Source organism: Ciceribacter sp. T2.26MG-112.2 (assembly GCF_900492205.1).
Taxonomy (GTDB): Bacteria; Pseudomonadota; Alphaproteobacteria; order Rhizobiales; family Rhizobiaceae; genus Allorhizobium; species Allorhizobium naphthalenivorans_A.
In genome coordinates this window covers 169,868-191,364 of record NZ_UEYQ01000002.1, presented here as the reverse complement: position 1 = coordinate 191,364, position 21,497 = coordinate 169,868, and the positions used below count along the sequence as shown (strand labels likewise).

Annotated in this window: 18 protein-coding genes; 10 read left to right on the top strand and 8 right to left on the bottom strand. The window is 64.6% G+C overall.

All coding sequences use genetic code 11. The features are described 5' to 3' along the window. Window positions 1–261: 261 nt before the first annotated feature. The 5 genes from DYZ14_RS04445 (at window position 262) to DYZ14_RS04425 (ending at window position 7,846) form a co-directional block, all read left to right on the top strand. The gene (locus DYZ14_RS04445) at window positions 262–1,257 is read left to right on the top strand and encodes an ABC transporter ATP-binding protein (protein WP_154719571.1); all 996 of its coding nucleotides are present in this window, start codon (window positions 262–264) and stop codon (window positions 1,255–1,257) included. A 47-nt stretch (window positions 1,258–1,304) separates the two neighbouring features. Continuing rightward, window positions 1,305–2,699, top strand: a complete 1,395-nt coding sequence (locus DYZ14_RS04440; RefSeq protein ID WP_154719570.1) for an amidase — start codon at window positions 1,305–1,307, stop codon at window positions 2,697–2,699. 167 nt (window positions 2,700–2,866) lie between these two features. Beyond that, window positions 2,867–3,940, top strand: a complete 1,074-nt coding sequence (locus tag DYZ14_RS04435; RefSeq protein WP_154719569.1) for an HlyD family secretion protein — start codon at window positions 2,867–2,869, stop codon at window positions 3,938–3,940. Beyond that, window positions 3,937–6,729, top strand: coding sequence for a ribosome-associated ATPase/putative transporter RbbA (gene rbbA / locus DYZ14_RS04430; RefSeq protein WP_154719568.1), 2,793 nt, complete (start codon window positions 3,937–3,939; stop codon window positions 6,727–6,729). Before DYZ14_RS04435 ends, rbbA begins: the two co-directional genes overlap by 4 nt. Before the next feature lie 4 nt (window positions 6,730–6,733). Next, on the top strand, window positions 6,734–7,846 hold the full coding sequence (locus DYZ14_RS04425; RefSeq protein WP_154719567.1) for an ABC transporter permease: 1,113 nt from the start codon (window positions 6,734–6,736) through the stop codon (window positions 7,844–7,846). A 9-nt stretch (window positions 7,847–7,855) separates the two neighbouring features. On the opposite strand, the gene DYZ14_RS04420 is transcribed toward DYZ14_RS04425, so the two are convergent. Both DYZ14_RS04420 and DYZ14_RS04415 read right to left on the bottom strand, forming a co-directional pair. Next, entirely contained in the window at window positions 7,856–9,244 is a 1,389-nt protein-coding gene (locus DYZ14_RS04420) for a sensor histidine kinase (RefSeq protein WP_154719566.1), read from the bottom strand. Beyond that, window positions 9,241–9,918 (bottom strand): response regulator, encoded by a 678-nt coding sequence (locus DYZ14_RS04415; RefSeq protein WP_154719565.1) that lies wholly within the window; start codon window positions 9,916–9,918, stop codon window positions 9,241–9,243. Before DYZ14_RS04415 ends, DYZ14_RS04420 begins: the two co-directional genes overlap by 4 nt. Before the next feature lie 76 nt (window positions 9,919–9,994). Here DYZ14_RS04415 and DYZ14_RS04410 point away from each other — a divergent pair, with 76 nt between their 5' ends. The 5 genes from DYZ14_RS04410 to DYZ14_RS04390 all read left to right on the top strand — a co-directional run bounded on the left by DYZ14_RS04410 (window position 9,995) and on the right by DYZ14_RS04390 (window position 14,605). Beyond that, window positions 9,995–11,065 carry an ABC transporter substrate-binding protein gene (locus DYZ14_RS04410; RefSeq protein ID WP_154719564.1) on the top strand — a complete coding sequence of 357 codons (1,071 nt, stop codon included), beginning with the start codon at window positions 9,995–9,997 and terminating at the stop codon, window positions 11,063–11,065. Between the two features lie 255 nt (window positions 11,066–11,320). Further along, complete coding sequence (locus tag DYZ14_RS04405; RefSeq protein ID WP_154719563.1) at window positions 11,321–12,265, top strand: Bug family tripartite tricarboxylate transporter substrate binding protein; 945 nt, start codon at window positions 11,321–11,323, stop codon at window positions 12,263–12,265. Next, a complete protein-coding gene (locus tag DYZ14_RS04400) occupies window positions 12,262–12,753 on the top strand; it encodes a tripartite tricarboxylate transporter TctB family protein (protein ID WP_154719562.1) in 492 nt (163 codons plus the stop codon). Before DYZ14_RS04405 ends, DYZ14_RS04400 begins: the two co-directional genes overlap by 4 nt. 13 nt (window positions 12,754–12,766) lie before the next feature. Then, a complete protein-coding gene (locus tag DYZ14_RS04395) occupies window positions 12,767–14,284 on the top strand; it encodes a tripartite tricarboxylate transporter permease (RefSeq protein ID WP_154719561.1) in 1,518 nt (505 codons plus the stop codon). A gap of 150 nt (window positions 14,285–14,434) precedes the next feature. After that, window positions 14,435–14,605 carry a hypothetical protein gene (locus tag DYZ14_RS04390; RefSeq protein ID WP_154719560.1) on the top strand — a complete coding sequence of 57 codons (171 nt, stop codon included), beginning with the start codon at window positions 14,435–14,437 and terminating at the stop codon, window positions 14,603–14,605. A gap of 63 nt (window positions 14,606–14,668) precedes the next feature. Here the strand turns inward: DYZ14_RS04390 and DYZ14_RS04385 are convergent, their stop codons facing one another. From DYZ14_RS04385 to DYZ14_RS04360, 6 genes are all read right to left on the bottom strand, one after another. Beyond that, a complete protein-coding gene (locus DYZ14_RS04385) occupies window positions 14,669–15,688 on the bottom strand; it encodes a GlxA family transcriptional regulator (protein WP_154719559.1) in 1,020 nt (339 codons plus the stop codon). A gap of 152 nt (window positions 15,689–15,840) precedes the next feature. Further along, the gene (locus tag DYZ14_RS04380) at window positions 15,841–16,692 is read right to left on the bottom strand and encodes a dipeptide ABC transporter ATP-binding protein (protein WP_154719558.1); all 852 of its coding nucleotides are present in this window, start codon (window positions 16,690–16,692) and stop codon (window positions 15,841–15,843) included. Beyond that, a complete protein-coding gene (locus tag DYZ14_RS04375) occupies window positions 16,689–17,537 on the bottom strand; it encodes an ABC transporter ATP-binding protein (protein ID WP_154719557.1) in 849 nt (282 codons plus the stop codon). Before DYZ14_RS04375 ends, DYZ14_RS04380 begins: the two co-directional genes overlap by 4 nt. A 1-nt stretch (window position 17,538) precedes the next feature. Then, the gene (locus tag DYZ14_RS04370; protein ID WP_154719556.1) at window positions 17,539–18,447 is read right to left on the bottom strand and encodes an ABC transporter permease subunit; all 909 of its coding nucleotides are present in this window, start codon (window positions 18,445–18,447) and stop codon (window positions 17,539–17,541) included. 14 nt (window positions 18,448–18,461) lie between these two features. Next, entirely contained in the window at window positions 18,462–19,466 is a 1,005-nt protein-coding gene (locus tag DYZ14_RS04365) for an ABC transporter permease subunit (protein ID WP_154719555.1), read from the bottom strand. Window positions 19,467–19,650: 184 nt separating this feature from the next. Further along, entirely contained in the window at window positions 19,651–21,249 is a 1,599-nt protein-coding gene (locus DYZ14_RS04360; RefSeq protein ID WP_154719554.1) for an ABC transporter substrate-binding protein, read from the bottom strand. Window positions 21,250–21,497 lie beyond the last annotated feature (248 nt).

The window sequence follows — 21,497 nt, the reverse complement described above, 5'->3', positions numbered from 1 at the left end:
ACCGGGCATCTCCCCCTCAAGGGGGGAGATCGGCCAAACGGATGCCGCTCGATGGAGACCAAAGGTGGCAAGCGTCAATGGTACAGGCAGAGTACAGTCAATCCAAAATCCCCAAACGGTGACATTTGATTGGGACGGCGTGCGTGTCGCCTATCAATCTCCCCCCTCGAGGGGGAGATGCCCGGCAGGGCAGAGGGGGGCAAGTCACGCATGGTGCCTCCCCGGAGCCAGACTCGTTTCTGGCAGGATTGGAGGTCCCCGTTGAGCGAGCCCCTCCTCCTCGATATCCGCGCCCTGTCGCGCGACTATGTCAGCCACTCCCTGTTCGGCGCGCCGCACCACACCCGCGCCCTCGACGCCGTGTCGCTCACCGTGGACGCTGGCGAAATCTTTGGCGTGGTGGGCGAAAGCGGTTGCGGCAAGTCGACGCTTGCGCGGCTCGTCATGGCACTCGACAGGCCGACCTCCGGCCATGTCCTGTTCGACGGCGACGATCTCTTTTCGCTGCCGCCGAAGGACCTCATGCGCAGGCGCGAGAATTTCCAGATGGTATTCCAGGATCCGTTCGGCTCGCTCGATCCGCGCCAGAAGGTCGGCCGCATCGTCGCCGAGCCGCTGCATGTGCTGGCGCGCAGACCAGGGCGGGCCGAGATCAAGGACCGGGTCGTCGACATGCTGGAAAGCGTCGGGCTGAAGGCCGAGCACGCCGAGCGCCATCCGCACGAGTTCTCCGGCGGCCAGCGCCAGCGCATCGCCATTGCCCGCGCGCTGGTCACCCAACCGAAGCTGGTAGTCGCCGACGAGGCGGTCTCGGCCCTCGACCTGTCGGTACAGGCACAGGTGCTCAACCTGCTGATGGACCTGCGCGAGAAGCGCGGCGTAACCTTCCTGTTCATCACCCACAATCTCGCCGTGGTCGACTGCATCGCCGACCGGGTCGGCGTGATGTATCGCGGGCGGCTGGTGGAGACGGGGCCGGCGCATGCGGTCTTCGCACAGTCGCTGCATCCCTATACTAAGGTGCTGGCCGATGCCGAGCCGAGCATCGAGCGCTTCGGCCGTCCGCAGCCTTCCGAACGCGCGCCACCCCCTGCCCCGCTCGCCGAGACCAGCGGCTGCGCCTTCCGCAGCCGCTGTCCGCTGGCCGTCGCGCGCTGCGCCACCGAGCGGCCCGAGTTGCGGACGATCGCACCGGGGCGCCGCGCCGCCTGCCACAGGGCCGAGGACATGGCGGCACGACCACCTTCGGCGGACTGACCAGAGACGATCAAGCCAATGCATTTGAGCAGAGACGGAATGTCGACATGACCGATTTATTGCATTTGACGATCAAGGATCTCCTCGCCCATTTCCGGGCGAAAACGCTGTCCCCTTACGAATACTGGCTGGCGGTGGAGGCGCGCATCGAAGCCTTCGAGCCGCATATCGCCGCTCTCTATGCCTATGATCCGGAGAGCGCTCGCGCCCAGGCGAAAGCCTCGACGGAACGCTGGCTCAGGGACGCACCGCAGGGTATGCTCGACGGCATTCCGGTGACGCTCAAGGAACTGATCGCCACCAAGGGCCAGCCGGTGCCGCTCGGCACGGCGGCAGTCGAACTGATCCCGTCCGAGACGGACGCGCCGGTCGCCGCCCGGATGAAGGAGGACGGCGCGGTGATCTTCGCCAAGACCACCTGCCCCGACTACGGCATGCTGTCCTCCGGCCTGTCCAGCTTCCACCCCTTGAGCCGCAATCCCTGGGACCTCAGCCAGAACCCTGGCGGCTCAAGCGCAGGCGCGGCGGCGGCCGGCGCGGCCGGCTACGGCCCCTTGCACATCGGCACCGACATCGGCGGTTCCGTGCGGTTGCCGGCCGGATGGACAGGGCTGTTCGGCTTCAAGCCGAGCCATGGCCGCATTCCTGTCGATCCCTATTATGTCGGCCGCTGCGCCGGGCCGATGACGCGCTGCGTCGACGATGCGGCGATCGCCATGGCGACGCTGTCGCGGCCCGACTGGCGCGACGGCACCAGTCTGCCTCCCAACGAGTTCGACTGGATGGATCACGAGATCGACGTGCGCGGCATGCGGATCGGCGTGATGCTCGACGCCGGCTGCGGCCTCGGCGCCGAGCCGGAGATCCGCGACGCGGTGCTGGCGGCGGCCAAACGCTTCGAGGATGCGGGCGCCGTGGTCTTCGAGGTCGAGCCGGTGATGACGCGCGCCATGCTCGACGGGCTGGACATGTTCTGGCGGGCCAAATTCTGGGGCGATATCCGCAACCTCCCCGACGAACGCCGCGCGAAGATCCTGCCCTATATCTATCAATGGGCGGAGAAGGGCGCAGACGTCACCGGCGTCGAGGCGGTGCAGGGTTTTGGCCAGACTATTGAGATGCGCAAGACCTGCGGCAGGCTGTTCACCACGGTCGATGCGATGCTGACGCCGACCAATCCCATCGTCTCCTACCCGGCCGATTGGGCCTCGCCCACAAACGACCCCGAACAGCCCTTCGAGCACATCGCCTTCACCGTGCCGTGGAACATGTCGGAACAGCCGGCCGCCTCGATCAACTGCGGCTTCTCCAAGAGCGGCATGCCGATCGGCCTGCAGATCGTCGGCCCACGCTTCGACGACATGCGGGTGCTCAAGCTCTCCAAGCTGTTCGAAACCTGGACCGGCGGCGTCAAGACGTGGCCACAGCCTCCGGGAATATAAGGGCGGCGGCACTGTCGCATGCCTGTTCCAAATCGCTTCGGATTTCGTCGAACTGTCACGTTCACACTATTGCACCTGCGAGAAGGATGTTGTTTTAATCGAATGATTAGAAATGATGCGGGACCGATCCACGTTGGGAGGGTCCCGCTCTACAGGAGATCGAAGCGGTGAAACCAGCCAGCCGAAACGCGATCATTGTCGCCCTCGTCCTCTCTTTGGCGGCAGGCGGCGGCTATTATCTCTGGCAATCGCTGCAGGCCTCGGAACTGGCGGACGGCATCGCCAGCGGCAATGGCCGGATCGAGGCGGTCGAGATCGACGTCGCGGCGAAGACGGCCGGGCGCATCGCCGAAATCTTCGTCGACGAAGGCGATTTCGTCAAAGCCGGGCAGAAGCTCGCCCAGATGGACATCAAGCAGCTGGAATCGCAGTTACGCCAGGCCGAGGCCGAGAAGCGCCGGGCCGATATCGGCATCGAAACCGCGCAGGCGCTCGTTGAACAACGAAATGCCGAGAAGAAGGCGGCTGTCGCCGCCGTATCGCAACGCCAGATCCTGCTCGATTCGGCCGACCGCAAGATGGTGCGCTCCAGGCAACTCGCCAGTTCCAGCACCATTTCGCAACAGACGCTGGAGGACGACCAGGCCGCCGCCGAAGGCGCGCGCGCGGCCCTTGCTGCCGCCGAGGCACAGTCGGCCGCAGCCGATGCCGCCATCAGCTATGCCAAGGCCCAGGTGGTGAACGCCGAGGCGGCCGCCGATGCGGCGGAAGCCGCGATCGACAATATCGAAACTGTGATCGCCGACAGCACGCTCACCGCCCCGCGCGACGGCCGCATCCAGTTCCGCGTCGCTCAGCCCGGCGAGATCGTCGCCGGTGGCGGCAAGGTCATCAACCTGGTCGACCTCGGCGACGTCTACATGAGCTTCTTCCTGCCGACCGACCAGGCGGGCCGAGTGGCGATCGGCGCGGAAGTGCGCCTGAAACTCGACGCGGCGCCGCAATACATCATTCCGGCGACCGTCTCCTTCGTCGCCAATGTCGCGCAGTTCACGCCGAAGACGGTCGAAACGCAGATCGAGCGCGAAAAGCTGATGTTCCGCGTCAAGGCCAAGATCGATCCCGACCTGCTGCGCAAGCACATCGAGATGGTCAAGACCGGCCTGCCTGGCGTCGCCTATGTGCGGCTTGACCCCGCCGCGCAATGGCCGGCCGGCGTCGAGGGCGACGTCGTCCAATGAACGAGCCCTCGCGCAACGAGGCGGCCGATTTCACCGGCCCGGTGGTCAGCCTGAAGGACGTGTCGCTGTCCTACGGCAAGACCCAGGCGCTCAGCAGCATCACGCTCGACTTGCCGAGCAGCCGCCTGGTCGGCCTGATGGGGCCGGACGGCGTCGGCAAGTCGAGCCTCTTGTCCCTGCTCGCGGGCGCCCGCGCGGTGCAAGCCGGCAAGGTTCACGTGCTCGGCGGAGACATGGCCGATTCAGGCCACAGGGCGCGCACCTGCCCGCGCATTGCCTATATGCCGCAGGGGCTTGGCAAGAACCTCTATCCGACACTCTCGGTCTTCGAAAACGTCGAATTCTTCGCCCGCCTGTTCGGTCATGGCCGCAAGGAGCGCGAACGGCGCATCGCCGAACTGCTGAAAAGCACCGGTCTCTCCCCCTTCGCCGATCGCCCGGCCGGCAAGCTATCCGGCGGCATGAAGCAGAAGCTCGGCCTGTGCTGCGCCTTGATCCACGATCCGGACCTCCTGATCCTCGATGAGCCGACGACCGGCGTCGACCCGCTGTCGCGCCGTCAGTTCTGGGAACTGATCGACCGCATCCGCGAAGGGCGTCCCGGCATGACCGTGGTGGTCGCCACCGCCTACATGGAGGAGGCCGCCCGCTTCGACTGGCTGGTCGCCATGGACGACGGCAAGGTGCTGGCGACGGGCACGCCGCAGGATCTGCTGGCGCGCACCGGCGCGCCGAACCTCGACAAGGCCTTCATCGCCCTTCTGCCGGAGGAGAAGCGCAGCGGTCACGGCGAGCTCTCCATTCCGCCGCGCAATCCGGAACTCGACGGCGAGATCGCCATCGAGGCCAGCCACCTGTCGATGCGGTTCGGCGATTTCACCGCCGTCAACGACGTGAGCTTCCGCATCGAGCGCGGCGAGATTTTTGGCTTCCTCGGCTCGAACGGCTGCGGCAAGACGACGACTATGAAGATGCTGACCGGGCTTCTGACGGCCAGCGAAGGCACGGCTGAGCTTTTTGGCCGCGCCGTCGACGGCTCCGATCTCGCCGTCCGCCGCCGTATCGGTTATATGAGCCAGGCCTTTTCGCTCTACGGCGAACTGACGGTGCGGCAGAACCTCGACCTGCATGCCCGCCTGTTCGACCTCCCGAAGGAGCGAATCGCCCCGCGCGTCGCGGAAATGGCGAAGCGCTTCGACCTCATCGACGTGATGGATGCTATGCCGGACGGGCTGCCGCTCGGCATCCGCCAGCGCCTGTCGCTCGCCGTCGCCATGGTGCATGCGCCGGAAATCCTGATCCTCGACGAGCCGACCTCCGGCGTCGACCCGATTGCCCGCGACGATTTCTGGCAGATCCTCGGCGAGCTTTCGCGCAAGGACGGGGTCACCATCTTCGTTTCCACCCATTTCATGAACGAGGCCGAGCGCTGCGACCGCATTTCGCTGATGCATGCCGGCACCGTGCTGGTCAGCGACACACCGGAGGAAATCGTCGCCAAGCGGGGAGCCGCCTCCCTCGAGGAGGCCTTCATCGCCTATCTCGAGGACGCGATCGCCGGCAATGCCGAGTTCGCATCGGAAGCGGCGCCGGAGACGGGTGCGGTCGCCGAGCCGGAGCCCGTGGCGAAGGCCGCGCCGCGGCAGTCGCTGTTCCGCCGCTTCTTCGACCTCAGGCGGATGATGAGCTATTCGCGCCGCGAGGCGCTCGAGCTGCAACGCGATCCGATCCGTGGCACGCTCGCTACCATCGGCAGCGTCATCCTCATGTTCGTGATCGGCTACGGCATCAATCTCGACATCGAGAAGCTCAGCTTCGCCGTGCTCGACTACGACCGGACCACGATCAGCGACGACTATGTCGCGCAGCTTTCCGGCTCCCGCTACTTCGTCGAACACCCGCCGCTCAAGGACTATGCCGACCTCGACAAGCGCATGCGCAGCGGCGAGATCAGCCTGGCGATCGAGATCCCGCCCAATTTCGGCCGGGATGCCCTCCGGGGCGACGCGGTCGAGATCGGCGCCTGGATCGACGGCGCCATGCCGACCCGCGCGGAAACGGTGAGCGGCTATGTGCAGGGCATGCATTCCCACTGGATCACGGAGAAGATCCGCGAAGCCTATGGCGAGGAGGCGACCAAGGGCAATTTCACGCTCGAAACCCGCTATCGCTACAATCCCGACGTCAAGAGCCTGGTGGCCATGGTGCCGGCCGTCATCCCCCTGCTCCTGCTGCTGATCCCGGCCATCCTCGGGGCGCTCAGCGTCGTGCGGGAAAAGGAACTCGGCTCGATCATCAACTTCTACGTCACGCCGACCACCCGGCTGGAATTTTTGATCGGCAAGCAGCTTCCCTATGTCGCGCTCGCCATGATGAACTTCGTGCTCCTGACCGCTTTCGCCATCCTGATCTTCGAGGTGCCGTTCACCGGAAGCTTCGTGACCTTCGCTGTCGCCGCCCTCTTCTACGTCATCTCGACCACGGCGCTCGGCATGCTCGTCTCGACCTTCGTGTCGAGCCAGATCGCCGCCCTGTTCGGTACGGCCCTCCTGACCCTCATTCCGGCCGTCCAATATGCCGGCATCATCGACCCGGTCTCGTCGCTCAAGGGTGCCGGTGCCTTCATCGGCAGCATCTATCCGACGACCCATTTCGTCACCATCGCCCGCGGCACCTTCTCCAAGGCCCTCGGCTTTGCAGACCTGCAGCCGCAGATGATCTACCTGCTGATCGCCATCCCGATCCTGGTCGGGCTGACCGCTATTCTCCTGAAAAAGCAGGCGAGGTAAGGCCATGCGCATCCGCCATATCGGTCATCTCATCGTCAAGGAACTGCGCGGCCTAGTGCAGGACCGCATGCTGCTGGTCTTCATCCTCTATTCCTTCTCGCTGTCGATCTACACCGAGGCGCGGGCGCTGCCCGAAACGCTCAACATGGCGGCGATCGCCATCGTCGACGAGGATCTTTCGCAGCTGTCGCTGCGCATCCAGGATGCCTTCTACCCGCCCTATTTCACCAAGCCGGAGATCATCACCGCGAACGAGATGGACAAAAGGATGGATGCGGGCCTCTCGACCTTCGCGCTCGACATCCCCGCCAACTTCCAGCAGGACGTGCTGGCCGGACGGACGCCTACGATCCAGCTGAATGTCGATGCCACCCGCATGACCCAGGCTTTCAGCGGCTCGGGCTACATACAGAGCATCGTCAACAGCGAGGTGAGCGAGTTTGTCAACCGCTATCGCAGCACGGTCGACCTGCCGGTCGACCTCACCCTGCGGGCGCGCTTCAATCCGCAGCTGAACAATGTCTGGTTCGGGGCGATCAACAACATCATCATGAACATCACCATGCTGTCGATCATCCTGACCGGCGCAGCCCTCATCCGCGAGCGCGAGCACGGCACGATCGAGCATCTCCTGGTCATGCCGGTGACCGCCTTCGAGATCATGGTCAGCAAGGTGCTTGCCATGAGTCTGGTGGTGCTGGTGGCCTCGGCCTTCTCGCTGGTCGTCGTCGCGCATTGGATTCTCGAAGTACCGCTGCAGGGCTCCGTGCCCCTTTTCATGGCCGGCACGGCGCTGCAGCTCTTCGCCACAACCTCGCTCGGCATCTTTCTGGCGACCGTCGCCGGCTCCATGCCGCAGTTCGGCCTGCTGTTGATGCTGATCCTGCTGCCGTTGCAGGTGCTGTCCGGCGGGCTCACGCCCCGCGAAAGCATGCCGGAGATCATCCAGCTGATCATGAACTTCGCGCCCAACACGCACTTCATCGCCATGGCGCAGTCGATCCTGTTCCGCGGCGCCGGAATGGATGTGGTATGGCCGGATTTCCTGTGGCTGATCGGGATCGGGACGGTGCTCTTCCTGTTCTCGCTCGGACGCTTCCGCGCCTTCCTGAAATAGGCGCGGGGATCAGCCTGCCGGTTCAGCCGGGGGAAAGGTTACGGTCGCCTTGAGGCCACGCCCACTCGAACCCTGCGCGAGGTCCAGACTGCCGGCAAAGAGGCGGGCGATCTCCTCGACGATCGGCAGGCCGAGGCCGGCACCCTCGCCCTTGTCGCCACGGGAAAAGCGCTGCCGCACCGAGGCGAGCTTTTCCGCCGCGATGCCCGGACCATCATCTTCCACCTGGAGGCAGACACCTTCCGGACGGGTAAAAACCCGGACCGTGACCTCCGTTCCCGATCCGGCATAGGCGATCGCATTGGAGATCAGGTTGCCGAGCAGTTCGCCGATCAACAGCGGCTCGGCGAGCACCAAGGCCGTCCCCTCACCTTCAAAACCGAGATCGATGCCGGCCTGGGTGGCCTTCGGTACGCTGTCGGCCGTCACCTCCTGCGCCACACGGACGAGATCGATCCGACCAACAGGCGGCCGATGATCCGAACCGGCGGCATCGATCTTCGCCATCAGCAGCAATTGCGCCAGCACGTGCTCGGCATGGCCGACGGCCCGGTCGCCCTTCAGCGCCGCCGCCCGGGCTTCCTCCAGCGTCGTCGCCCGGGCCGAGAGCGCCAGCTGGGTGCGGATGATGGCCAGCGGCGTCCGCAGCTGGTGGCTGGCATTGCCGGTGAAGTTGCGCAGCGCATCGAGCGCCGAGCCGAGCCGGATCATGAAGGAATTGACGGTGTCGACCAGCCCCTGGACTTCGGTCGGCACGGATTGCTCGATCGGGTGGAGGTCGTCGGGATTGCGTTCGGCGATGGCCTCGCCGAGGCGATAGAGCGGCCGCAGGGAATAGGTGACCGCGATCCAGACGATTGCGCCCGCGCCGCCGATCATCAGCGCCAGACGGGCGGCCGAGCGCAAGAGGATCGCCTGCGCCAGTTGCTGGCGGGCAATGGTGGTCTCCGCGACCGTCACGGAAAAGGGTACAGAAGCGATGCCGGTCGAGGCCGAGCGCTGCAGCACCGCAACCCGGATCGGCTCGCCCCGGAAGATCGCGTCGGTATAGAAGGACGACTGACCGCCGAGGTCCGCGAAGGTCGGCAGGTTCTGGTAGCCGGTGATGAACTCGCCAGGTGGGCCGTCGACGCGATAGAACACACGATCCTGGGCCGCGGAGGTCAGCATTTCGAGCGCCACATAGGGAATGTCGACTTCGAGCGTGCCATCCTCGGAGACGATTACCCGCTCGGCGATCGCCATGGCGGAGCCCGCGAGCACCCGGTCGGAAACCGTGTTGGCCGTGCGTACTGCCTCGCGGTAGGTATCGATCAGGGCGACGATGCCGAGGACGGCGGTCGCCAGCAGCAGCCAGCCCAGCAAGCGCCTGCGCAGCGAATAGGCGGCGGCGGTCATGCCGGCTCCGCCGCCTTGTCGAGATAGTAGCCGATGCCGCGCGCGGTCCGCACGGTGAGGCCATAGGGCCCGAGCCGCTTGCGCAGGCGGCTGACATATTGCTCGATGGCGTTGGCACTGAGATCGTCGTCGAAGCCGGCCAGCGACTGGATGATCGCATCCTTGGGCACCACCTTGCCGGCCCGCATGAACAGCACTTCGAGAATGCCGAGTTCGCGCGCCGGCAGGTCGATCAGCACGCCGTCGGCGGAAAAGGTCCGCGAGGTCAGGTCGAGGGAGACATTGCCATATTGTACCGAGGAGGAATGCAGCCCGGCACGCCGGCGCAACAGAACGCGCACGCGCGCCTCGAGCTCGCTGACGTCGAAGGGCTTCGTCATGTAATCGTCGGCGCCGAGATCCAGTCCCTTGACCCGCTCTTCCGTCGTGCCGCGTGCCGTCAGGATCAGTACGGCCGCCTTGTCCTGCCTCGCCCGCATGGAGCGCAGCACTTCCAGGCCACCCATCTCCGGCAGGTTGAGATCGAGGATGACGAGATCGAAGGTCTCGGTCGCCGTGACCGCGTCGGCGGATGCCCCGTCACGCACCACGTCCACCGCATAGCCGCTGCTACGCAGGATGGAGCTCAGGCCGTCCGCCAGCGTCTCATTGTCCTCGACCAGAAGTATGCGCAAGATCGTCCCCCTCCGGACCACTCTAGCGGGGACCCCGCGGCTTGTGAACGCCTGCCGGCCACGGCATTATGAGTTTATGCGCACCTTTGTCCTCACAATCGCCCTCATCCTCAGCCAGTCCCTTGCCGCGCAGGCCAGCACCACGCTCTTTCCGGCACGCTCGGGAAGCGCCGAGGCGCGCACCCTCGTCGTCTACTCCTCCCTCGACGAGCCGGTCGCCCAGCCTATGATCGAGGCATTCCAGGAGGCCCATCCGGATGTCGCCGTGCGCTACGAAGACATGCTGACCGGCGAGATCTACGACCGCATCGTCAAGGAGACCGACAGCGGCGCCCGCACCGCCGACTTCGCCTTTTCATCCGCCATGGACCTGCAAGTGAAGCTGTCGAATGACGGCTATGCCCAGCGCAGCGACCTGCCGATGAGCGCGCGCTGGCCGGCCTGGGCCAACTGGCGCAACACGGCCTATGCACTGACCTTCGAGCCCGCCGTCTTCGTCTATCACAAGCCGAGCTTCACCAAGGAAAAGCCGCCCGCCACCCGCGCCGAATTCGTCGACTACCTGAAGCGCCAGGGCAATGCCGTCTACGGCCGCATCGGCACCTACGACATCGAACGTTCCGGCGTCGGTTTCCTGTTCATGGCGCGGGACCAGGAACAGTTCGGCGACATCTGGTCGGTGATCCAGACGATGGGGGCCGCCGGGGTGAAACTCTATTCGACCAGCTCCGCCATCCTCGAGCGCATCGCCGACGGCCGCTTCGTGCTCGGCTACAACATCCTCGGCTCCTATGCCGCCGACTGGGCCTCGCGCCATCCCGACCTCGGCATCGTGCTGCCGAAGGACTACACCGTCGTCATGTCGCGCATCGGCCTCGTGCCGCAGGCGGCCAGTTCTCCCGACCTCGGGCGGGCCTATCTCGAATTCTTCATGTCGCGCGAGGGCCAGACCATCATGGCGCGGCAGCTGCAGATCGCCGCGGTCAGCCCCGAAGTCGCAGGCGAGAACACCGCCACCACCCTGCAGGAACAGCTGGGCAAGCAGCTGCGCCCCGTCCCGGTCAGCCCCGGCCTCATGGTCTATCTCGACCAGGTGAAGCGCGCGCGGCTGATCAGCCGCTGGAACGAAGTCTTGCGGCTGCAATAGTTCGGCGTATGCTTTTTCCCGCACCGGGATCGCAGGGTCGAATGGACCGGCGGTGTCAGGCAGATGTCAGCTTGCTGTGATCTTATGACGATGCGGTCGCGCGTGGAGGCGCTTGGCCGGCATGGTCGGGAGGAGACCTGGACATCCGGCACGGTCCCAGCGGGACACCGACGTGTCGTCAGCCGAAACGCTCCCCCCGTCCGCTCAACAAGAAATGCGCTGCGAAAGAGCAGTGCCCTGACGGAGGAATTCATCTTGAAACAGTTTATCCTGGCAACCATTCTGGCCGGCGCGATGGCGCTGCCGACCTTTGCCGCCGACTACACCATCATGGCACCCGCCAATCCGGGCGGCGGCTGGGACCAGACCGCCCGCTCGATGCAGACCGTGCTGCAGCAGGAGGGCATTTCGCCGGCTGCCCAGGTGCAGAACGTACCGGGCGCCGGCGGCACCATCGGCCTTGCCCAGTTCGCCAACCAGTCGAAGGGCAACGCCAATGCGCTAATCGTCGGCGGCTATGTCATGGTCGGCGCGATCCTCACCAACAAGTCCCCGGTTTCGCTGAAGGACGTGACCCCGATCGCCCGCCTGACCGGCGAGTATGAAGCCATCGTCGTACCCGCCGCTTCGCCGATCCAGTCCATGGGCGATCTGGTAGAGGCGCTGAAGAAGGATCCGGGTTCGGTTTCCTGGGCTGGCGGCTCGGCCGGCGGCACCGACCACATCGCCGTCGGCCTGATTGCCAAGGCGGCCGGTGTCGATCCGACCAAGATCAACTACATCGCCTTCTCCGGCGGTGGCGAGGCTCTGGCCGCCATTCTCGGCAGCCAGGTGACCGCGGGCATTTCCGGCTATGGAGAGTTCGAGGCCCAGGTAAAGGCCGGCACGCTGCGCCTGCTGGCCGTCTCCAGCGCCGAGCGCCTGGCCAATGCCGACGCCCCGACGCTGAAGGAAGGCGGCCTCGACGTGGTCGTCGAGAACTGGCGTATGGTCGCGGCCGCTCCGGGCCTCACCCCGGAACAGACCGCCGCCGTCTCCGCCGACATCGAGAAGATGGTCAAGTCCGCCAGCTGGCAGGAAATCCTGAAGACCAAGGGCTGGCAGGACACCTACCTCGCCGGCGACGCCTTCAAGGCCCAGCTCGACAAGGATGTTGCCGCCACCGAAGCCGTCCTCAAGGACATCGGGCTGGTGAAATGAGCGAGGTTAAGACCTCAACGACCGAGACACGCCGCCCCGACGGGGCGGCGCTTGTCATCGCCCTCGTGCTCGCCGGTCTCGCCGCGCTGATCTTCTGGGACGTCGATCGTCTCGGCGACGTCGTCGGCTATTCGCCCGTCGGCCCGGCCACCGTGCCGCAATGGATCGCCTTCGGCCTCGTGGGTCTTGCAGTCTGGACGGCAGTCGCCGCCTTCCGGCGCGACTTCCCCGAACGCGAACACCAGGAGATCGCTCCGGTCGCCTGGATCATCGGCGGGCTTGCCGGCCAGATGCTGCTGCTTCCGACGCTGGGCTTCTCTATTGCCACCGGCGTGCTTTTTGCCGCGACCGCGCGCGCCTTCGGCAAACGCCGGCTGTGGTTCTCCCTCCCGCTCGGCATCGCGATCTGTCTCGCCGTCTGGCTCGTCTTTGCCCTCTTGCTGCAGCTCTCCCTGCCGGCCGGACCGCTCGAACGCCTGTTCCTCTGAGGAGTAGCCATACATGGATACTTTCGACTTCCTCTGGCAGGGCCTGCTCGTCGCGGCCCAGCCGATGAACCTCTTTTACGCCCTGGTCGGGGTTACGCTCGGAACCGCCGTCGGCGTTCTGCCGGGCATTGGACCGGCGCTCACCGTCGCGCTGCTCCTGCCGATTACCTTCAAGCTCGACCCGGCCGGTTCGCTGATCATGTTCGCCGGCATCTATTACGGCGGCATGTATGGCGGCTCGACCACCTCGATCCTGCTCAACACGCCGGGCGAAAGCGCCTCGATCGTGACTGCGCTGGAAGGCAACAAGATGGCCCGCGCCGGACGCGGCGGCCCTGCCCTTGCGACCGCCGCCATCGGCTCCTTCGTCGCCGGCCTGATCGCCACGATCGGACTTGCCTTCATCGCCCCCTACATCGTCAAGCTGGCACTCGTCTTCGGCCCGCGCGAATATTTCGCCCTGATGGTGCTGGCCTTCGTCACCGTCTCCTCGGCCTTCGGCGACTCGACGCTGCGCGGGCTCACCTCGCTGTTCATCGGCCTGACGCTGGCCACCGTCGGCATCGACCAGTTGACCGGCCAGGCCCGCATGAGCTTCGGCGTTCCCGACCTGCTCGACGGCATCGAGGTGACGACGCTGGCGGTTGCCATGTTCGCCATCGGCGAAAGCCTCTTCCTGGCGGCCCAGGGCGATCGTGGCCCGGACAAGGTCGAGGCGGTGCGCGGCTCGATCTGGATGACCGCGGCCGACTGGGGCCGCTCCTGGAAACCCTGGCTGCGTGGGACGGCGATCGGCTTTCCGATCGGCGCCATGCCGGCCGGCGGCGCCGAAATCGGCACCTTCCTCTCCTACGCCACCGAGAAGCGGCTGACGAAGCATCCGGAAGAGTTCGGCAATGGCGCCATCGAAGGCGTGGCCGGTCCGGAAGCAGCCAACAATGCCTCTGCCGCCGGCACGCTCGTGCCGCTCCTGACGCTCGGCTTGCCGACGACGGCGACAGCCGCGATCATGCTCGCCGGCTTCCAGCAATACGGCCTGCAGCCCGGCCCGCTGTTGTTTGCCACCAATCCGCAGCTCGTCTGGGGCCTGATCGCCAGCCTGCTGATCGCCAACTTCATGCTGCTGATCCTCAACCTGCCGCTGATCGGCCTGTGGGTCCGGCTGCTGACCATCCCCAAGCCCTGGCTCTATGCCGGCATCCTGCTGTTCGCCACGCTCGGCACCATCGGCGCGAACCCCTCGGTCTACGAACTCGGCATGCTGCTCGCCTTCGGCGTGATGGGCTATATCATGCGGATCTTCGGCTATCCGATCGCACCGGTCGTCGTCGGCCTGATCCTCGGGCCGCTCGCCGAGCAGCAGTTGCGCCGCGCTCTTGCGATCAGCCAGGGCGACGTGACGGTGCTGTTCACCTCGCCGATCGCCGCTGGCCTGCTGCTGCTGGCCGCAACGGCGCTCATTCTGCCGCTCATCCTGCGCGCCCGCGGCAAGGGCGAGATGCTGTCGCATCTGGCAGCCAGCGAAGACTGACCCCGATAGACATGACGAAAATCAAGGCGGGCCGGAACCCAACAGTTCCGGCCCGCTTTTCTTGCATGGCTGCAGTGAAGTTATCGCCATTGTAGAAACCGCTAATGAGGGCCATCTTTCTCTTGTCAACACACAGAGAAAGCAAAGACAATGTCTGTCCTCACAGGTTCCATGCATAAGGGTTTCCTTGGTAGGGCCTTCGCCGTCATCGGAGCAGCAAGCGCCGCCGCAGCAGCCGTCGAGGCTCATCGCAGCCCGCGCGAACGCGATCTGCGCACGCTCGGCATCGACCCGGAAGGCTTCCGCAAGGTTCGCCTCTGACCGCTGAACGAAACTTCGAAAATCCCAAGAGCAAGGCCGACGTTTTCGCCGGCCTTTTGTGTTTCAAGCCCCTGTTTCCGCCGCGTGCCGACGTCGCGCGGCAACCGGCGTGATCGCGAATTCCTTGCGGAACTTGCGGATGAAGTGCGAGACGTTTTCAAACCCCGTCTCCAGCGCAATGTCGATCAACGCCTTGTCGGTGAAAACCACCAGCCGCCGGGCATGCTCCAGCCGCAAGCGGATATACATGGCGACCGGGGTCGCGCCGAACTCGGTACGAAACAGCCGTTCCAGCTGGCGCCGCGACAGACCGACCGCATCGGCGACATCGTCGATCGACACGACGTCCTCGATATGCTGTTCCATCATCATCAGCGCCATGTTGGTGCGCTTGTCCCTGACCGGCGTCGTACCGAGCGGATTGCGGGTCTGCATCTCGCTCGCATCGCGCCGTCGGGTGATCTGCATGATCTCCAACGCATTGCGCTCGGCCGCCTCGCCGACATGGCGGCGGATCAGATAGGTGGCGAGATCGGCGACGCTGGAGCCCCCGGCGCAGGTGATGCGGCCATGGTCCTCGACGAAGAGGCGCTTGGAGGTGGCGTCGATCGACGGATAGCGGGAGCGAAATTCCACATAATGCAGCCAGCTGACGCAGGCGGTGCGGCCGTCGAGAAGCCCCGCTTCCGCCAGGATGAAGCTGCCGGTGCACACCCCGATGATCGGCACGCCGGCGGCCGCGGCCTGGTGCAGGAAGGCGACCGCCTCGCGGTCGATCGGCTCGGCGACATTGAGCCGCCCGCCGACCACTGCAATATAGTTGAACTGCTTCGGATTGCCGAGCGGCGCCGTCGGCGCCACCTGGATGCCGCAGCTCGAAGTGATGAAGTTACGCGTGCTGCCGAGCACGGCCCAGTCGCAATGGACGCGGCCAGACCGGTCCTCGACGTCGCTGCCGAGCCGTAGCGCATCGGCAAACAGCGAGAACGCGCTGAGCGTGAAGCTGCGCGCCAGGATGAAACCGATGCGCAGCGCCGGTTGCCCCTTCTGTTCCTTCGTCTTGCCGGCCATCGCCTGCGTCATCACTTCGTCGCGGCCCCAATCCTAACGGTCTGTCGCAAATAGCAAAGACCGCTGCGCTTATCCACCATTCTCGACAGACAGCTTGAAATGCGACCGCCCGGCGGGTTGCAGCCAGCCGGGCGGTCAGACGTCATGGAACTCTTTCACTCCGGTCAGGCGGTCTGTGCCGCCGGACGGACGCGCTTGGCCATACGGGCGCGGATCGATTCCACGTCGGCACGTGGCGTCGCAGCAAACAGCGTCCTGGTATATTCGTGCTTGGGATCGGCAAAGACCGCGTCGCGCGTGCCGTATTCCACCGCTTCGCCATAATACATCACCATCACCTCGTCGGCGATATAGCGCACCACCGACAGGTCGTGGCTGATGAAGACGTAAGTCAGGCCGAACTCTTCCTGCAGGTCCGCCAGAAGGTTGAGCACCTGCGCCTGAACCGAAAGGTCGAGAGCGGAGACCGGCTCGTCGAGCACCAAAAGCTTCGGGTTCAGCATCAGCGCGCGGGCAATGGCGATGCGCTGGCGCTGGCCGCCGGAGAACATGTGCGGATAGCGGTTGTAGTGTTCCGGACCGAGGCCAACCTTGACCAGCATCTCGGTGGCCCGTTCGCGCCGTTCGGCCGAACTCATCTTCGTGTTGATCAAAAGCGGTTCGCCCAGCACATCGCCGATCTTCTGACGCGGATTGAGCGAACCATAGGGGTTCTGGAAGACGATCTGCACCTTCTGGCGCATCTCGGCGGTCAGATGACCCGGACGGGTATCGACCGCCTTGCCGTCGATCAACAGTTCGCCGGAGGTCGGCGGATCGATGAAGGTCAGGATGCGGGCAAGCGTCGACTTGCCGCAACCGCTCTCGCCGACGATCGCCAGCGTCTTGCCGGCATCGAGCTTGAAGGACACGCCCTTCACGGCGTGAACCACCTTCTCCGGCTTCATGAAGCCGGTCGGCACGTGATAGTCGCGCGTGATGTTGCGGATTTCGAGCATGGGAACGGTCTGGCTCATGCGTTCTCTCCTGCTGCCGCGCCCGCCATGAAGTCGGAAACGGTGGTGAGGCGGTCGCCCGTCGCATTCTCAGGCAGGGCCGAAAGCAAGGCCCTGGTATAGGCGTTCTTCGGCGCCTCGAAGAGCGAAAGCACGTCGGCCTCCTCCATCTTGCGGCCCTTGTACTGGACGATGACGCGGTCGGCGGTTTCGGCCACCACGCCCATGTCATGGGTAATCATGATCAGGCCCATGCCGGTCTCGGCCTGCAACCGCATCAGAAGGTCGAGGATCTGCTTCTGAATGGTCACGTCGAGCGCAGTGGTTGGCTCGTCGGCGATCAGAAGCTTCGGATTGCAGGCGATCGCCATGGCGATCATGACGCGCTGGCACTGGCCGCCCGACATCTGGTGCGGGAAGTGATGCAGCCGCTCGGCCGGGTCGGGAAGGCCGACCAGCTTGAACAGTTCGATCGCCCGCTCGCGCCGCGCCGTCTTGCCAAGGCCCATGTGGATGCGCAGCACTTCCTCGATCTGGAAGCCGACGGTGAAGCACGGATTGAGGCTCGCCACGGGTTCCTGGAAGATCATGGCAATGTCCTTGCCGATCAGCTTGCGCCGTTCGGCAGGCGAAATGCCATGAATGTCGCGGCCCTGGAACAGCATCTTGTCGGCGGTGATCTTCGCGCTCCAGGGCAGAAGTCCCATCACGGCCAGCATGGAGACCGACTTGCCGGAACCGCTCTCGCCGACGATCGCCAGCACTTCGCCGGCTTCGACCGACAGCGAGACGCCGTCGACGGCCTTGAACCAGCCGGTCGCCGTCTCGAACTGGACGGTCAGATTTTCGATTTCGAAAAGCGCCATGTCAGGACCTCTTCAGCTTGGGATCGAGGGCATCGCGCAGGCCGTCGCCCATCAGGTTGATGGCGAGAACGGTGATCAGGATGGCGAGGCCGGGGAAGGTGACGACCCACCAGGCGCGCAGGATGAACTCGCGCGCTTCGGCCAGCATCGTGCCCCATTCGGGCGCCGGCGGCTGGGCGCCCATGCCGAGGAAGCCGAGGGCGGCCGCATCGAGGATGGCATTGGAGAAGGACAGCGTCGCCTGGACGATCAAGGGCGCCATGCAGTTCGGCAGGATGGTGCGGAACATCAGGCGCATCGGGCCGGCTCCGGCAAGCCGCGCCGCGGTCACGTAGTCGCGGGTCTTCTCGGTCATCACCGCGGCACGCGTCAGGCGCACGAAATGCGGCTGCAAAACCAGCGCGATGGCGATCATGCCGTTGGTCAGACCGGGACCGAGGATCGCCACCAGCACCAGCGCCAGCAGCAGCGACGGGAAGGCCAGGATGATGTCCATCAGGCGCATGATCACCGTGTCGATCCAGCCGCGATAATAACCGGCGATCACGCCGATCAGGATGCCGCTGGTCAGCGAAAGGGTCGTGACGAACACGCCGATGAACAGCGAATACTGGGCGCCGTAGATCAGCCGCGAAAGAATGTCGCGACCGACCGGATCGGTGCCGAGCAGGAAGGACGTGTTGCCGCCCTCGAGCCAGGCCGGCGGGATCAGGATCGCGTCGCGATACTGTTCGAACGGCGAATGCGGCGCGACCAGCGGTGCGAAGACGGCGATCAGGACGAGCGCGATGAAGACGAACAGCCCGATCACCGCGCCGCGGTTTTCGGAGAAGTAGAACCAGAATTCGGCCAGCATCTGGCGGCGCAGGGCCGCTGTGGAGACCGGTTGATTGGTGGCGGTATCGGCCATGGGATTTTCTCCTTCTAGTGGCGGATGCGCGGGTTGATCAGGCCGTAGAGCAGATCAACAATGAGATTGACGACCATGATGATGCCGGCGATCAGCAGAAGACCGCCCTGGATCACCGGATAGTCGCGACGGAACACGCTGTCGACCATCCACTTGCCGATACCCGGCCAGGAGAAGATCGTCTCGGTCAGGATCGCGCCGGCGAGCATGACGCCGATCTGCAGGCCGATCGTGGTGATGACCGGGATCATGGCGTTCCTGAGCGCATGCAGGCCGACGACGCGCAGCGGCGACAGGCCCTTGGCGCGCGCCGTGCGGATATAGTCCTCGGACAGCACTTCCAGCATGGCGGAGCGGGTCTGGCGGGCGATGACGGCCAGCGGGATGGTGGCCAACACGATCGACGGCAGCGCCAGGTGGCTGAGCGCCGACATGAAGGCGCCCTTCTGGCCCGACAGCAGGGAATCGATCAGCATGAAGCCGGTGACCGGGGGGAAGAAGAACATCAGCGAGATGCGGCCCGACACGGGCGTCCATTGCAGGATGCCGGAGAACAGGATCATCAAGAGGAGGCCCCACCAGAAGATCGGCATGGAATAGCCGACAAGCGCCACCCCCATCACCGACTGGTCGAAGAAGGATCCGCGCTTGATCGCCGCGATGACGCCGGCCGGAATGCCGAGCACGATGGCGATGAGGATGGCGCAGAGCGACAGTTCGACCGTCGCCGGGAACAGCGCCAGGAACTGATCGAGGATCGGCGACTTGGAGACGATCGATGTGCCGAAATCGCCGGTCAGAACGCCGCCCAGATAGTCGAAATATTGGATGACGATGGGTCGATCGAGCCCGAGATTGGCGCTGATCTGGGCATGCCGCTCGGGCGACATGACGCGTTCGCCGGACAAAAGTGCCACCGGGTCACCCGGAAGAAGCCGGATGAAGGCGAAAGCGATGATGGAAACCCCGATGAAAGTCGGGATCAGGACGGCAAGCCGCCGCAAGAGAAAGCCAAACATGAGGGACCTGCTGTTGTTCTTCTTGGAGGTCTGTGGCCGCTGGTCACGCAGCGGACGTATCTTGCCCGAAAAGGACATCGCCCTTCCCGAGGATCGCGGCCCGGCCGCGGATTGTCGCTTGTCCTAATGCAAGTGCCGCGGGACAGGCAAGCTGTCCCGCGGCAAATTCGTCAAGGATCAACCGTTACTCGGCGATATCCACGTTTTCGAAGGTGAAGTCGCCAAGCGGGCTCTGGACGAAGCCGGAGACTTCCTTGCGCATCGGAACGATGGACAGGGAGTGGTCGATGGTGGCCCACGGAGCTTCGCGCTTGAAGACCAGCTGGGCTTCTTCGTAAAGCTTGGTGCGCTCGGCCTGATCCGAGGTGACCTTGGCCTTCTTCACCAGGGCGTTGAACTCCTCGTTGCACCACTGGGCGCGGTTGTTGCCACCGACGGCTTCGCAGCCGAGCAGCGTGTCGAGGAAGTTGTCCGGGTCACCGTTGTCGCCGGTCCAGCCGAGCATGACGGCGCCGTCACGATCCTTGGCCTTCGAACGGTCGAGATACTCGGCCCATTCATAGGAGACGATCTCGACCTTGACGCCGATCTTGGCGAAGTCGTCCTGCATGATCTCGGCCGCACGGCGGGCGTTCAGCATGTAGGGGCGCGAAACCGGCATGGCCCAGATCTTCATCGAGAGATCCTTGACGCCGGCTGCTTCGAGTTCCTTCTTGGCAGCATCGAGATCGTAGGCGTCGTCCTGGGTCGCTTCGTTGTAGGACCACATGGTCGGCGGGATCGGGTTCTTGGCGGGAGTTGCCATGCCCTGGAAGACGGCATCAACGATCGCCGGCTTGTTGATCGCCTTGTTCAGCGCCTTGCGGACTTCAACCTTGTCGAACGGAGCCTGGGTCGTGTTGTAGGCGAGGTAGGCAACGTTCAGGCCTTCCTGTTCCATCACGGTCAGGTTCGGATCAGACTTCATCGAACCGACGTCAGCGGCGTTCGGGAACGGCATCAGGTGGCATTCGCCGGCCTTCAGCTTCTGGTAGCGAACGGCGGCATCGGTGGTGATGGCGAAGACGAGGTCGTCGATCTTCGGCGCACCGCCCCAATAGTCGGCGTTCTTCTTGTAGCGGATGACGGCGTCCTGCTGGTAGCCGACGAAGGAGAACGGACCGGTGCCGACCGGCATCTGGTTCAGCTGTTCCTTCTTGCCATCGGCTTCGAGCTTGTCGGCATATTCCTTCGACACGATCGAGGCAAACGGCATGGCCAGGTTGGCGAGGAAGGGAGCTTCCGGACGGTTCAAGGTGATCTTGACGGTCAGGTCATCGACCTTCTCGATGGTCTTGATCAGTTCCGGGAAGCCCATGCCGGCGGCATATTCCCACGAGGTGCCGGCGACGTACTGGTTCCACGGATGGTCAGCCTTGATCTGGCGCTCGAGCGAGAAGATGACGTCGTCCGCGTTCAGTTCGCGGCTCGGGGTGAAGAATTCGGTGGTGTGGAACTTGACGCCCGGGCGCAGCTTGAAGGTGTATTCGGTGCCGTCGGCATTGACTTCATAGCTTTCGGCCAGGCCGGCTTCCGCTTCGGTCGTGCCGGGCTTGAATTCCATCAGGCGGCTGTAGATCGGATGTGCCGAGGCATCGAACGTGGTGCCGGCGGTGTACATACCCGGATCGAAGCCTTCCGGCGAGCCTTCCGAGCAGTAGACGAAGGTCTTGGCGCTTGCGGCGCTGGAAAGGAAGGTGGCCGCGAGCAGGGCCGCTGCGGCAAAACCGAACTTGTACTTCATGACATTCTCCCCTTTGCGTTCTTTCGGCCAGGCCGAAGACGCTGGTTTCGTTGGCAAACGGCGCGCCCCAAAATCGCGCCATGGTTCTTATGTCCGTGAGGCAAATCACGTGGAGCGGAGCCGATAGACAGGACAAACAGGCATCCGAAGCGCTTGCATGGACGTCTGAAGCCGTGCCGACCGACACACTTCTTTCGTCTTATCCGTTGTTGCACGCTTGTAAAGAGAGATTCTGCCGCAGTTTTGCT